General features: G+C 36.3%; 15 protein-coding genes. 14 read left to right on the forward strand and 1 reads right to left on the reverse strand.

Going from position 1 to position 13,503, the window contains the following annotated elements:
• The first annotated feature begins 69 nt into the window (after nt 1–69).
• From BUE24_RS24070 to BUE24_RS19595, 13 genes are all read left to right on the forward strand, one after another.
• The gene (locus BUE24_RS24070) at nt 70–243 is read left to right on the forward strand and encodes a hypothetical protein (protein ID WP_170864640.1); all 174 of its coding nucleotides are present in this window, start codon (nt 70–72) and stop codon (nt 241–243) included.
• Between the two features lie 26 nt (nt 244–269).
• Nucleotides 270–461, forward strand: coding sequence for a hypothetical protein (locus BUE24_RS19545; protein WP_073319957.1), 192 nt, complete (start codon nt 270–272; stop codon nt 459–461).
• Nucleotides 462–552: 91 nt separating this feature from the next.
• Nucleotides 553–1,050, forward strand: coding sequence for a hypothetical protein (locus BUE24_RS19550; protein ID WP_139242058.1), 498 nt, complete (start codon nt 553–555; stop codon nt 1,048–1,050).
• A gap of 21 nt (nt 1,051–1,071) precedes the next feature.
• Nucleotides 1,072–1,557 (forward strand): hypothetical protein, encoded by a 486-nt coding sequence (locus tag BUE24_RS19555; RefSeq protein ID WP_139242059.1) that lies wholly within the window; start codon nt 1,072–1,074, stop codon nt 1,555–1,557.
• A gap of 23 nt (nt 1,558–1,580) precedes the next feature.
• The gene (gene gwsG, locus BUE24_RS19560) at nt 1,581–2,531 is read left to right on the forward strand and encodes a grasp-with-spasm system ATP-grasp peptide maturase (protein ID WP_073319965.1); all 951 of its coding nucleotides are present in this window, start codon (nt 1,581–1,583) and stop codon (nt 2,529–2,531) included.
• A complete protein-coding gene (locus tag BUE24_RS24075; RefSeq protein WP_170864641.1) occupies nt 2,531–2,704 on the forward strand; it encodes a hypothetical protein in 174 nt (57 codons plus the stop codon). The genes gwsG and BUE24_RS24075 overlap by 1 nt, the downstream gene beginning before the upstream one ends.
• On the forward strand, nt 2,701–3,783 hold the full coding sequence (gwsS, locus tag BUE24_RS19565; RefSeq protein WP_073319968.1) for a grasp-with-spasm system SPASM domain peptide maturase: 1,083 nt from the start codon (nt 2,701–2,703) through the stop codon (nt 3,781–3,783). The genes BUE24_RS24075 and gwsS overlap by 4 nt, the downstream gene beginning before the upstream one ends.
• A gap of 29 nt (nt 3,784–3,812) precedes the next feature.
• Nucleotides 3,813–4,379, forward strand: coding sequence for a hypothetical protein (locus tag BUE24_RS19570; RefSeq protein WP_073319971.1), 567 nt, complete (start codon nt 3,813–3,815; stop codon nt 4,377–4,379).
• A gap of 61 nt (nt 4,380–4,440) precedes the next feature.
• Nucleotides 4,441–5,046: a hypothetical protein gene (locus BUE24_RS19575; RefSeq protein ID WP_073319974.1), complete on the forward strand. Its 606-nt coding sequence runs from the start codon at nt 4,441–4,443 to the stop codon at nt 5,044–5,046.
• Nucleotides 5,047–5,149: 103 nt separating this feature from the next.
• Nucleotides 5,150–6,496 (forward strand): TlpA family protein disulfide reductase, encoded by a 1,347-nt coding sequence (locus BUE24_RS19580; protein WP_073319978.1) that lies wholly within the window; start codon nt 5,150–5,152, stop codon nt 6,494–6,496.
• Nucleotides 6,497–6,678: 182 nt separating this feature from the next.
• Nucleotides 6,679–7,242, forward strand: a complete 564-nt coding sequence (locus BUE24_RS19585) for an adenylate kinase family protein (protein WP_073319981.1) — start codon at nt 6,679–6,681, stop codon at nt 7,240–7,242.
• A 30-nt stretch (nt 7,243–7,272) separates the two neighbouring features.
• On the forward strand, nt 7,273–9,348 hold the full coding sequence (locus BUE24_RS19590) for a prolyl oligopeptidase family serine peptidase (protein WP_073319984.1): 2,076 nt from the start codon (nt 7,273–7,275) through the stop codon (nt 9,346–9,348).
• 49 nt (nt 9,349–9,397) lie between these two features.
• The gene (locus BUE24_RS19595) at nt 9,398–9,943 is read left to right on the forward strand and encodes a 3'-5' exonuclease (RefSeq protein WP_073319987.1); all 546 of its coding nucleotides are present in this window, start codon (nt 9,398–9,400) and stop codon (nt 9,941–9,943) included.
• Nucleotides 9,944–9,974: 31 nt separating this feature from the next.
• Here the strand turns inward: BUE24_RS19595 and BUE24_RS19600 are convergent, their stop codons facing one another.
• On the reverse strand, nt 9,975–10,910 hold the full coding sequence (locus tag BUE24_RS19600; protein ID WP_073319990.1) for a hydrogen peroxide-inducible genes activator: 936 nt from the start codon (nt 10,908–10,910) through the stop codon (nt 9,975–9,977).
• Between the two features lie 109 nt (nt 10,911–11,019).
• On the opposite strand from BUE24_RS19600, the gene katG reads away from it, so the two are divergent.
• Complete coding sequence (katG, locus tag BUE24_RS19605; protein WP_073319993.1) at nt 11,020–13,326, forward strand: catalase/peroxidase HPI; 2,307 nt, start codon at nt 11,020–11,022, stop codon at nt 13,324–13,326.
• Nucleotides 13,327–13,503 lie beyond the last annotated feature (177 nt).

Below are 13,503 nucleotides of genomic sequence, written 5' to 3' on the forward strand. Positions count from 1 at the left end.
CGTTACGTAACCCAGGCGAAAACCGAAAAGCCTTGAATAGAGTAGGATATTTATTTAAATCATTTAATTATGGAAAGTTTTAAAGAATTTGAAATTAAAGCAATTGGGTTAACCAAAATCTATGGAGGAGTACAATATATTGATACCAGTTTTGATGGTTATTGTGATTGTTTGGAAGACTCCAATGATAATGGGAAGCAGGATCCAGGTGAATGTATGGAGATTGTTTCTTGTAGTGTATAATCGTTTAATCATAAAAACAAACAACAATGAAAACAATTGAAAGTGTTTTGGATTATAAAATCAATAAAGACAAATTACATATCATTACAGGAGGTGATGGTCCTACCGGAATTAATTCGGATGGTAAAGCAACCGATGGCTGGATTGACAGTAATGGCGATGGACATTTTGGAGAAGGTGATATGATTTGTTTTATGGAACCTTATGATGTAAATTAAATCATTAATTACAAGAAGAGATGAGTTTTATTGATATTTTAATAGAACTTATCTCTTCAAAATGAATCAAACTTTTAAAACCTTAAGAAAAATGTATAGATACTTGTCATGTTGTCTTTTGTTATTATTTGTGTGTTGCTCCGAACCTAGTGACAAAGATATCGAAGAAGCTTTTCAACAAGTAAATAATGAAGAGTTATGGAGACATTTAGAGCAAATGTGCCATAATGATCAACGTTATAGAAGTTTGATGAGTGGGCTGGATAAATCGAGTGTTGATTATCAAAAAAAGAGAGACTCACTTTGGTCATTGCAGCTAGAAATCGATAAGCATAATACTAGATGGATTATTGATTTTACCAAAAAAAACGGGTTTCCTTCTCCCGATCGCACAGGAAAACCAATTGCCGCTTGGGTACTATTGCATCATGCCCCATCACAATATCATAAAAAGATAAAACCACTATTAGAGCGAGAGTTTAAAGCAGGTAGAATTAGTCAAACTACCTACGGATTGGTAAAATGGCATATTAATGGTCGAAAAGGGTTACCAGAAGGTACAGGATTACAAATCATTGATAATCGATAACAATACTTAATTAAAACTACCATGAAAAATTCAATGTTTCTTCTCATACTATGCTGTTTGATAGGATGTACTAGTCCACAAAGAACCGATGAAGAAATAGAAAAAGCTTTTGTAGAAATTAATAAGGAACCTTTTTGGCAAGAGTTAAGACAAATGGAAATTAACGATCAAAAGTATCGAAAACCCTTAGATTCTGCCTATCGTGTGGATAAGGCGAAACCGAAAGGATGGGATTCTTTATGGGCTTTACAAAAGCAAATTGATGATAGCAATACAGAACGTTTGATAGAAATAACAGAAAAGTATGGATTTCCTTATCCCAATAGGATCAATCAGCCTATTGCGGCTTGGATGATTTTTCATCATTCTTCTAAAAAATACCATCAAAAAATTGGACCACTATTAGTACGAGAATGCGAAGCGGGTAGAATAGGGTCATTAGAGTATGCTATGATACAATGGCATCTAGGGGAGAGAAAAGAACTTCCTTTTAAAGTAGTAAAATAGTTGAATCCAAAATAAAAATTGATATGGTTTTACTAGTTAGTGAAACAAATGATATAACCACTAATGAAGTGGTAGCTTGGCTCAATGCCTATGGAGCAACTTATCAAAGAATCAATAATGATGCATACGCCCGATTGCATCGTGTAGCATTATCCAATACCAAGTGTAACATACAAGTAGCAGGGATTGATCCATCTTGTCTCAAAAAGGTATGGCATCGTAGAGGGAGTCTTCGATTTTTGCCTGAGCCATTACGAAATGTTACTAACCTCTATCCTTACCTCAAAAAAGAAGAAGATAGTATATTAAAATCTATAGAGGATATTTTAAGAGGACAACATGATTATGTGGGGAGCTATCATAAAGAAATTGAAAATTACAAGATTGATCATTTAATAAATGCGAAGGAGGCCGATTTGCGTATCCCAGACACCCTGATCACAACTTCAAAAAAAGAATTGATACGTTTTTTTAATCATCATGAGGGCATCATTACTAAAGATATTCGATATGGGATCAAACTTCATCTTGAAGATGGGAAATTGTTTTCTTCAGGAACGTTTGTAGTCACTCAAGAAATGATAGATACAATGGATACTGATTTTGGACCGACATTGATTCAGGAAAAAATAGAGAAGGAGTATGAAATTAGAATCTTCTTTTTCAAAAATCGTCTTTATCCCATGGCTATATTATCCCAAAATGACACCAAAACAGCAGTGGATTATCGCAATTATAATAGAGAAAAACCCAATCGAAATATCCCTGTGCTATTGCCAGGTGAGATCAAGGAAAAGGTGTTACAATTTATTGAATTATCCGAATTGTCTACAGGATCTATCGATATTATTGTAAGTAAAAAAGGGGAGTATGTCTTTTTGGAAGTTAATCCCCAAGGGCAACTGGATTGGGTTTCCAAAAATTGCAATTATTATATAGAAAAAGATATTGCCGAATATTTAATTGCCAACTAATGAAAACACTAGATGACTTCAAACCCATATTACCGTTAACTTTTCAGAAGGTAGAGAGGACTCCGTATGACGTAAAAAGGAATGCACATTTCATTTCGGTAAAAGCAATAGGTACTACTGCAATGCAGCCGTATAATTTTTACAGACCGATTTCAAAAATGGTATCGATATGACAATAAATCCAGATTTACCATTTGTATTAATTAGCAATTGTATTCCTGTAAAAGGAGCCAAACGTAGTGCTATTTGTGACCTAACACGCAGTGAAATTCGTTTGATACCTAATGATTTGTACGATATTTTAGATCTCCATGAAGGAAAAAGAGTAGGTGAGATCAAAGAGAGCTATCAAAATAAACATGATGCTATTATTGATGAGTATTTTGATTTTTTGGTCAGAGAGGAATTTATTTTGTTTACCGAAACACCGGAGCTGTTTCCAAAAATGGATTTGCAATACCATGAACCCAGTGACATTACAAATGCGATTTTGGATATTTCAGAATATTCAAGTTTTGACCCTATTAAAGTATTAAAAGATCTAAATGAAATTGGTTGCAAACATGTTGAGATTCGATTTTTTAGAAGTACCAATGTAGATGAACTTCAACCCATAGTTAGTATGTTGAATGATATCCAGGCTTCAATTATATCTATAGATTTTATCGTACCCCAAAGCCCGGGTTTTTGTAAAGAAAATGTCATCGAATTGCTATTGCAGTATCCCAGGATTGCTTCTTTTAAAATATATAATGCTTCGACTAATGAATTTATTCCACCCGTAGACAAACAACGAGGATACATTATCTACAGTGATACCATTTTAAAGGATCAACGATGTTGTGGAGTGATAGATCCCAGCCTGTTTTCAGTAAACATTAAAACATTTACAGAGTCATTAAAATATAATTCATGTTTGCATAGAAAGGTGTCTATTGATCACTTAGGAAATATTAAAAACTGCCCATCAATGTCAAAAGCATTTGGAAATATCAAAGTGGATAACACAGAAGAAATAATTTCATCTACAGAATTTCAACAAGTTTGGTTGGTAAATAAAGATTCGATTACCACTTGCAAGGATTGCGAATTCAGATATGTATGCACAGATTGTAGAGCGTACCTAGAAAATCCAGAAGACCTATATTCGAAACCATTAAAATGTGGATATGATCCATATACCAACACCTGGGAGCCTTGGGCTAATAATCCATTAAAAGATAAGGCGAAAGCATATTATAACATGTTATAATTCGCCCAGAACTTTTAAAACCAAAACAAATGAGAAAAGTAGTATTGCTGGTAGTAATTTTAGCATTTTTTTCCTGTAAAGAGCAAAAAACCGAAGATATAGCAACAACCGTTTCCGCTTTAGACAGTCAGACCAAAAAGGAGGCATACTTACTTTCTATATTTCAAGATGATCAAAAGGTTCGTGATGACAAAAAAGAACATGAAATACTTAAGAGGAATAATTTTGATTATCAAACTCAGGAATATAAAGCATATTTGAAGAAAGTTCATATCACCGATTCACTAAATTTTATTAAAATAAAAACCTACTTAGAGCGATTTGGATTTCCGGATTTTAAACCCACAAACGAATTAGCATTGCATGCTTTTAATACAGTCTTGATGCATCAACCTACGTATGAGAAACAGCTACAGTTGTTCCCATATCTTTACCAAGGTTATAAAGAAGGAAAAATCCCAAAAGAGAAGTTTTCCTTTTTACTCAATAATATGCATCGACATAAATACGGCAAGAGTTACCCTCACGCAAAAACAGATGAGGAAAATATCAAACAACTGTTGAAGAAGCTGGAGCTGATTTCAAAATCTAGATAACCTATTATCCCATCCAAAAACCCTATATTGGTAACGTATTGGAATAAAACAAACGTGATCCATGGCTAAAAAAAGTAAGATCAATTATCGACAGCTGCTTATTGAAACCTTTTTTATCGTTTTTGCCGTTTTATTGGCATTGGTGCTTAATGAATGGCGTACCGCGGTAAAAGAACAGGATACGGTGGATAAAGTGCTCGAAAACATCGTAAATGAAATAGAAGCCAACAAAAAAGATCTGGAAATAAAACACAAATACCATCTCAAAACCTCTCAAGAGATCGGGAGATATTTGGCCAATGATAGTTTGTGGGGTAGTTTACAATACAATTCGGGAGTAGAAGCGGTAACCCAGTTAATGTCTAAAGGGATTTATAACCCCAATATGCAATCCGGCGCCTGGGATAGTGCTGTGCTAAGTGGGGTGGTCAATTCTTTTGATTATGAGGTGTTGTATACACTGTCTAATCTGTATCAAGTTCAGGAAAGTGGCCCTAATAGCACCTGGAAAATTATTGCCGGTTTCTATTCTGAAGCCGATTCCTTCAATCGAGAGAATGCCAGACAATTGGCATTACGATTTCAACTGGCTTTTGGAGAACTCTATAATCAGGAACGAAGTTTATTAAATAACTATGAAGATGCTTTGCAAAGGCTTCGACAATAAGAGTTGATAGTGATTAAGATAGGTAACATTTCGATAGATTGGAACATATAAAGATACATTAGTCTTGCTCACTTTGTTTGGGGCATATAAAATCAAACCATCAATGAAATACCTACTATCACTTTGTCTTTTCGCTGTATTGATTTCCTGCCAGAAAAAGGAAACAGCTACTACAACGCCAACCGATCCTGATCGCTATCAAATACAGCTACAAGAACAACAAGCAGAACAGGTACTTAATCAAAAATTTGGTACTGCAAGACCTGCAGCTTGGCTGGATGAAACGCCTTCTTTTCTCAAGGATTTTCCAGAAGCAGATACTTTGGAAGTTCGGCTAACTCGATTTTTGGGTGCGCGAAAAATAAAGGAATTATATGCCAATGGAAGCTTGGATAGCATCAAATATCCAATGGATAGTATAAAAAGAGGAGTATATGTGGTCAATGGATATCGAGATGGGCAGCAGTTTGTGGTTATCGATGCCAATAACAATTATACTTTTAAAGACGATACTGTTTTTTACTTTAAAAACGATTTTAAACACCGCATTCCCAAAGAACCTTTTCTTCGAGATAGCATTCCTTTTGTAACTATAGTGTATCAGGATTTTGATGGGGAAGAACTCATCGAGAAAACCATGAAAGTAAAACCGCTACCGGAAAAAATGCCTTATGAGGAGTTTTTAAACAAAGAGCAATTGAAGCAAATTCCCCCAAGGCAACTAAAGGATAGTTTTGCTATAAAACTGTTTTATCAACAAGATTGGGAAGGCCAATTGCAGCTAGAAGACAAGGGCTATGTGGTTAATGTCATGAAGTGGTTTCAAGGTCCAAAAATACAGTTTCATGAGGGCCCTAGAGATGCAATTACAATAGATCCTCAACATCAAGGATATGCTATAAAAGATAGTATCAAATTAGGAAACACCTATTATGTGTTGGATAGCATCACCCCAAAGAAGGATCAATTGTTTATCCGAAAACTGGATATCAAAGCCCCAAAATGGGGATACCGCGTGGAAGAAACCACGGTAGATTTTACATTCGAAAATATCGATGCAGAACAGAAAAAGCTAAGTGAGGTATTTGACGGGAAAGAATATGTGTTGATTGATTTTTGGGGGACCTGGTGTGCTCCTTGTAAAGAACTTACTCCCGATCTGGTACGAATGTCTCAAGAATATGAAAATAAGATGGCATTACTAAGTATCGCTTTCGATCAAAAGAAAGAACCATTGGTAACATACATTGCCAAAAACAATATGGCATGGGAACATATCTTTGTCGAAGGGTATGCCAAAGCCAATATCAAAGAAAAACCTAGGCTCATCAAAAATTTCGCTGTGGAAGCATATCCAACTTTTATCTTATTGAATTCAAAACTGGAAATAGTACATCGCGGTTCAGGAAGACCTGCTTTAGACAAGATAGAAGAGATGATTAAGTCTTGATTGTAACTAAGAGTTTCAAAAAGTGAAACTGCTAACAATTATCTTTAATCCATATTTGTAAATACAAAATCGTTAAATGGTAACATTTGGCGTGGTTATAACACCTATAAGTAGTATTTCATCTTGTAAGTAATACTCAGTTTGTACGCACAGGTATGGTAAAAGATGAGAATCAATAATTTATGGAAATATTAGTAATAACGGGGCCACCATACTCTGGAAAGGGAACCCAGTGCGAAATTCTGAATAAACAATTGCAGTACAAGCATATCTCTACCGGAGACAGATGTCGATTGGAAAAAGAAAATGGAACTGAAATTGGGAAAACGATGTCTGCATACGAGGAGAAAGGAGATTTGGTTCCTGATGCAATAATGAAAGAATTATTCAGCCAAATTCTGGATGAAAATCTTAGCAATAAAGGAATAATCCTCGATGGATATCCTAGGACTGAAGCTCAGGTTAATGACCTTATTGAATTGGTAGCACAAAAAGATCTGAAAATAACTAAAGTTCTCAATATCGAAGTACCTAAAACAGAGCTTTTGGAAAGAGCCAAAAAAAGGGCACAGACCTCCAATAGAAAGGATGACAAAGACCCACAGATTCATATAAAAAGAATCGAGGTTTTTGAAGCTGCCACACGACCAGCGATAACCTATATGAAATCAAAACTCGAAGTCAAAACTTTTGATGGATTGGGATCAATAGACCAAATAACCGAACGCATAAAAGCAAGTTTATAATATCCTCTTTATCAACTCAAATTAAAACCGATGAAAAAATCAATTTTCTTTACTCTCATTATTTTAGGAATATTCGGCAACCTTAATGCTCAAGAAGATCCATACCTATGGCTGGAAGAAGTAGATGGCAAAAAGGCACTGGAATTTGTGGAAAAACAAAACAAAATTACAGTAGATAAACTAACAAATTTTAAGCAGTACGACGCTATCTATAATAGCAGTTTAGAGATTTATAACGATACCGAAAAGATCGCATATCCTAGTGTTTATGGAGAGTTTGTATATAATTTTTGGAAAGATAAGGACCATGTAAGAGGAATATGGAGGCGTAGTCCAAAGGCAGCATATCTAAATGGCACCCCGCAATGGGAAACCTTGATCGATATTGATAAAATGTCTAAAGAAGATGGTGTTAAATGGGTATATAAAGGAGCAAATGGATTGTATCCAAAATACAATCGATTTATGGTGCGTCTTTCAAAAGGAGGAGGAGATGCTACGATCAAAAGAGAGTTTGATGTAACTACAAAAACCTTTGTAGAAGATGGTTTTTATATCGAAGAGTCGAAGGGTAACGCTAGTTATATCGATGAGAATACCTTGATCGTATCTTCAAACTTTGGTGAAAATACCATGACAACCAGTGGTTATCCTAGGCAAATAAAACTTTGGAAAAGAGGTACTCCGCTTTCTAATGCAAAATTGATATACGAGGCAAAAACTTCAGATGTGGCAGCAAGAGGATATTCGCTTAGAGACGGATCTGAAAATTATATCATCCTTGGTCGTTCGATTACATTTTATGAGTATCAAACTTTTGCCTGGATCAATGATAAGCTGGTTAAATTGGATATCCCTCAAGATGTATACATTTCGGGTATATTAAATAACCAGTTGATTTTGGATTTAAAATCAGATTGGGAAGTGGATGGAATCACCTATACCCAAGGAACAGTAATCAGTCTAAATTTTAAAGACTTATTAGAAAACAAAAAAACCATACAACAATTACTAAAACCTGATGAATTTTCTAGTGTATCGGGAATCTATACTACAAAAAGTAAAGTGTTGATCAACATGTTGAACAATGTGAGTGGAGAACTATATACATATTCTTTTGTGGATGGAAAATGGAAACAGCAACAAATTGATGCTCCTGCTCATGGTTCAATTTCTGTTGTTGATTTAGATGAGTTTTCTGATGAGTACTTTTTTAGTTTTAGCAACTTTTTGACACCTAATACATTGTTTATAGCTAATGCGAGTGACGGAAGTTTTAAAGCGTTAAAATCACGTAAAGCATATTTTGATGGAAGCGCATACGAAGTAAATCAAATCAAAGTAGCGTCAAAAGACGGTACCAAGATCCCTTATTTTATAGTTTCTGCCAAGAACATGAAATACGATGGTACAAATCCTACTTTGTTATATGGTTATGGAGGTTTTGAGGTATCCATGGATCCGTTTTACTCGGGTACTTTTGGTAAAGCATGGTTGGAGAACGGAGGAGTTTTTGTATTGGCAAATATTCGAGGTGGAGGCGAGTTTGGCCCTAGGTGGCACCAGGCAGGATTGAAAGAGAAACGACAGAATGTATACGATGATTTTCATGCGGTGGCAAAAGATTTGATTACCCGAAAAGTAACTGCTCCAGAACATCTGGGTATTATGGGTGGCAGCAATGGAGGTTTATTAGTTGGGGTTGCATTTACCCAGCGTCCTGATTTGTATAATGCAGCAGTATGTCAAGTACCGTTGCTAGATATGAAACGATATAATAAATTACTGGCAGGAGCTAGCTGGATGGGAGAGTACGGTAATCCGGACATTCCAGACGAGTGGGAGTATATCAAAACCTATTCACCGTACCAGAATCTGAAAAAAGGGAAAACATATCCAGAGGTGTACTTTTATACTTCCACTAGAGATGATAGAGTACATCCGGGACATGCCAGAAAAATGGCAGCCAAAATGATCGATATGGGACATCCTGTACTTTATTATGAAAACACCGAAGGTGGTCATGCGGGTTCGTCTACCAATGAACAATCTGCAAGATCTAGCGCCATGTCTTTTTCGTATTTATTGATGAAGTTAAAAAAGTAAAATCCAGATGAGTTCAAAAGATGGCAGAATTTATGAATAAGAGAAAACAATGAACTACATAATATTAGATCTGGAAGCTACCTGTTGGAAAGATCGAAATACACCAAAACAAAACGAAATCATAGAAATAGGAGCAGTAAAAGTAAATGCTGTAGGTAAAATTACGGATGAGTTTAATGAATTCGTAAAACCGAAACTACATCCAGAATTGTCGGACTTTTGCAAAGAACTAACCACTATAGAGCAGAGCGATATCGATAGCGCAGATACTTATGATAAGGTGATAGAACGATTTAAGAACTGGATCAACCTTAGTGAATCGTATTTGCTATGCAGCTGGGGGTTCTATGATAAAAAACAATTTCAAAAGGATAACGAGTTGTATGATCTTGAAACGGGTTGGTTGGAGCGACATATTAGCTTAAAACATCAATTTGCTAAGATTAAACAACTAAAAAAACCTATCGGGATGGGCGGTGCCTTAAAAATGGAAAAATTATCGCTGGAAGGTACGCACCATAGAGGGATCGATGATGCTCGAAACATCGCGAAGATTTTTATCAATAATTTAGGGCTTTGGCAGTTGAACCTTTAATATGGTTGAATAAGATCATAAAAACAGTTTTTTAAATAGGCTTTACAATTTTAAATTGCTCCTTTTTAGGAATTAAAGGAGTAACCGAAGTCTGTATAAGTCGTGTTAATTCTTCACAAAGTACTTTCTTAACGAAAAAATTGTGAGTAACCAGCCCAATAGATCGCACGGGGACAGGGGCCTTAAACTCAGTAATCCGTGACTTTTCGGTATGATTTAGCATGCTGTTGGCCAAAAAGGGCAAAATAGTAATCCCTTTTCTGGATTCTGTGATGCGGATAAGGCTTTCCATAGATCCACTTTCAAATTTAAAATTACCATGGGTTTTCATGTACTTGGCAGATAATTCGCAGATATCATATACTTGCGTTCTTAAACAATGCCCTTCTTCCAATAAACACATTTTTGAGAATTTTAAATCTGGAGGAGAAACTTTGGATTTTGTATGTTCATCGGTGCAATCATAGATTAAAAAAGGTTCTTCAAATAACGGGTATTCTGTTAATTCTTTGTGTTTTAAGGGTAGGGCCAGAATTCCAATGTCGAGATTTCTTTTTAATAGTTGTTCTTGTATCTGACTTGTATTTAATTCTCGAACACTAATAGTGACCTTCGGAAAACGCTCTACAAAATCAGTGATAAAAAGTGGAAGCAAGTATGGGGCAAGGGTAGGGATGATTCCTATTTTTAGAGTACCGATCATTTCACCTTTGATTTCTTGAATGACATTGGTAAGCAAGTCGATTTCGTTGACAATAATCTGTAGTCGTTCAATTATTTTTTCTCCTTCTTTAGTGACCGTAACCGGTTTGGTTTTACGGTTGAAGATTTTGATTCCTATTTCATTTTCAAACTTGTTGATCATAGTGCTCAAGGTAGATTGCGTCACAAAGCACTTTTCGGCTGCCAATTCAAAATTTTTAGAATTCACAACCGCTAATACGTATTGGTATTGTTGAATGTTCATATGTAAAGATAATAATTATTTATATCATCAATAATTGCATTTATATATTAGTTTTTATCAATGATAAATATTTAAGAATTTTACAATCCAACTATTAATTTATCACACAATGAAAAAAACACTTTCCAGAATTTTGATGACTGTAGGCGCCTTGGCGATCACAGCAACGATTGTTCTATTCTCCTCATTTAGTAGTAATGAAGGAAAAGTAACTGGCGAATCCGAGAAGGGCGGTTGTCCTTTTGGTTTTGATAAGCTTGCTAAATCTACAGGTACGGTAACTAATGGCAAGCCCAAATCTAATAGGGATTGGTGGCCTAATTCACTTGACCTTACTGTACTTCGTAAAAATGCAGTGTTATCAAATCCGCTAGGAGAAGATTTTGATTACAAAAAAGAGTTTGAGAGCTTAGACTATTTTGCGCTCAAAGAAGATCTAAAAACCTTAATGACCGATTCTCAAGAATGGTGGCCTGCAGATTTTGGACATTATGGAGGATTGTTCATACGAATGGCCTGGCACAGTGCAGGAACTTATAGATCTGGTGATGGTAGAGGCGGAACAAGAGAAGGAAAACAGCGTTTTGCACCACAAAATAGCTGGCCAGATAATGCAAATCTTGATAAGGCAAGAAGGTTATTATGGCCGATAAAGCAAAAGTATGGACAAGCGATTTCTTGGGCGGACTTGTTTATTTTGGCAGGTAACGTGGCTTATGAGTCTATGGGCTTCGAAACCTATGGTTTTGCGGCAGGTCGGGTAGATACCTGGGAGCCTCAAACCGATGTGTACTGGGGATCTGAAAAAAAGTGGTTAGACGATGAGCGATTTTCTGAAGATAGAGAGTTAGAAAAACCGCTGGCAGCAGTACAAATGGGACTGATTTATGTAAATCCCGAAGGCCCTAACGGAAACCCTGATCCAGCAGCAGCGGCAAAGGATATTCGAATTTCTTTTGGTCGTATGGGAATGAATGACGAAGAAACCGTTGCACTTATTGCAGGGGGACATACAGTAGGTAAAACCCATGGTAAAGCTTCTGAAGAGCATATAGGTCCAGCGCCCGAAGCGGCAGGAATTACCGATATGGGATTGGGTTGGAAAAGCAATTACAAATCAGGAAAAGGTCCAGACGCTACGACTTCTAACCTGGAGGTAATTTGGACAGAAACACCAGACAAATGGAGTCACGGTTTTTTTGAAGGGTTGTTTGAAAATGAATGGGAACTGGTTAAAAGTCCAGCAGGAGGACATCAGTTTCAAGCCGTAAATCCTAAAAAGATGTATCCAGATGCTTTTGACCCTAATAAAAAGCACAAACCGACCATGTTGGTTACAGATGTTGCACTACTTCATGACCCATCGTACAGAAAAATATCCGAGAGATTTTACAAAAATCCAAAGGAGTTCGAAAAAGCTTTTGCCAAAGCTTGGTTTAAACTTACGCATAGAGATATGGGGCCTAACACAACATATTTAGGACCTGAAGTACCCCAGGAAAGTTTTGTTTGGCAGGATCCTATTCCTAAAGTAAATCACACACTGGTAAATGCAAAAGATATTACATCGTTGAAAACCAAGATTGCAGCATCTGGTCTAAGCAATAGCGAATTGGTAAGTACCGCCTGGAATTCTGCAGCTACCTATAGAGATTCGGATCGTAGAGGAGGTGCAAACGGAGCCAGAATTAGATTAGAGCCAATGGTGAATTGGGAATCAAATAATCCTAAACAGTTAAAACGTGTTCTAGCTTATTATGAAAAGGTAAAAGCAGATTTTGATGCGAACAATGGAGCTAAGAAAATCTCTATAGCAGATCTAATTGTTTTGGGAGGATGTGTAGGTGTTGAAGAAGCAGCAAAAAAAGCAGGATATGAAACGAAGGTTCCTTTTACACCGGGTAGAATGGATGCTTCACAAAAGCAAACCAGTATCGAAGGAATGGAATTGCTAAAACCTATGGCCGATGGATTTAGTAACTATCAACAAACCGAGTATACACTTACTACAGAGCAGCTGTTGGTGGACAAAGCACAATTGCTTACACTTTCTGCTCCAGAGATGACCGTTTTGGTAGGAGGGATGCGTGCGATTGGCGCAAATTATGATGCCTCTGAAACGGGTATCTTAACCAGCAAAGCAGGAGCGCTAACCAATGAGTATTTCAAAAATCTATTAAGTATGGAGTATGAGTGGGAAGCTGTAGATGATAAACAATATTTGTTTAATGGGTTTAAAAGAGGAACAAAGGATAAAGTATGGACCGCAACACGGGCCGATTTGATTTTTGGTTCCAATTCTGAACTAAGAGCCTTATCTGAAGTATACGCAAGTGATGATGCCAAGGAGCGATTTGTAAAAGATTTTGTAGCCGCCTGGAACAAAGTAATGATGTTAGATCGATTTGATATCTAGATCTATTCTCTTAAAACAACAATTAAATGGCTTAAGAATACTATTCTTAAGCCATTTTTTATGTTCAGGATAAACTTCTCACCCAACAGGGTACAATAAAAAAACGCCATCTTTACAGATGACGTTTCTTGTTTTAAGCTCCCCCTCTTGGGCTCCCTTCAACAAGTTCAGGGTTAA

The organism is Aquimarina spongiae (genome assembly GCF_900141785.1).
In the GTDB taxonomy this organism is placed as follows: Bacteria; Bacteroidota; Bacteroidia; order Flavobacteriales; family Flavobacteriaceae; genus Aquimarina; species Aquimarina spongiae.